Source organism: Massilia genomosp. 1 (assembly GCF_011682185.1).
Taxonomy (GTDB): domain Bacteria; phylum Pseudomonadota; class Gammaproteobacteria; order Burkholderiales; family Burkholderiaceae_D; genus Telluria_A; species Telluria_A rubra.
This window is the reverse complement of sequence record NZ_WHJF01000404.1, coordinates 1-439: the sequence shown is the minus strand read 5'-3', so window position 1 is coordinate 439 and position 439 is coordinate 1. Positions and strand designations below refer to the sequence as shown.

Below are 439 nucleotides of genomic sequence, written 5' to 3'. Positions count from 1 at the left end.
GCTACGGGCAGCAGCCGCTGGCGTTCTATAACCACCACTACCGTTCGACCTGCTACCTGCCGTTGATGATCTTCGACGGCGCGTCGGGCGGCTTGATCGCTGCCGTTCTGCGGCCCGGCAAGCGGCCATTCGGTGACGAGAACGCGATGATCATGCGCCGCGTTCTGAAGCTCATTCGCCTCCATTTCCCCGATACCCACATCCTCGTCCGGGGCGACGGCCACTTTAGCGGACCCGAATTGATGGGCATGATCGACAGCATGCCGAACATCGACTTCATCTTCGGTTTCTCCTGCAACGTCAAGCTGCACGAGATGGCTGAACCGACAAAGCTTCGCGCCTGCGAGCTTTGGGTGGAGGCGCAAACCCGGGACGTGGTGCCTGGCGCGGTGCGGCTGTTCGATGAATTCACCTACAAGGCGCGCTCATGGCCGAGGGC

At 61.7% G+C, this 439-nt stretch carries 1 protein-coding gene; it reads left to right on the top strand.

Features of this window, described 5'->3' with window-relative positions:
• The coding region (locus F1735_RS34295; protein ID WP_187364437.1) for a transposase at nt 1–439 on the top strand (439 nt) is incomplete at both ends.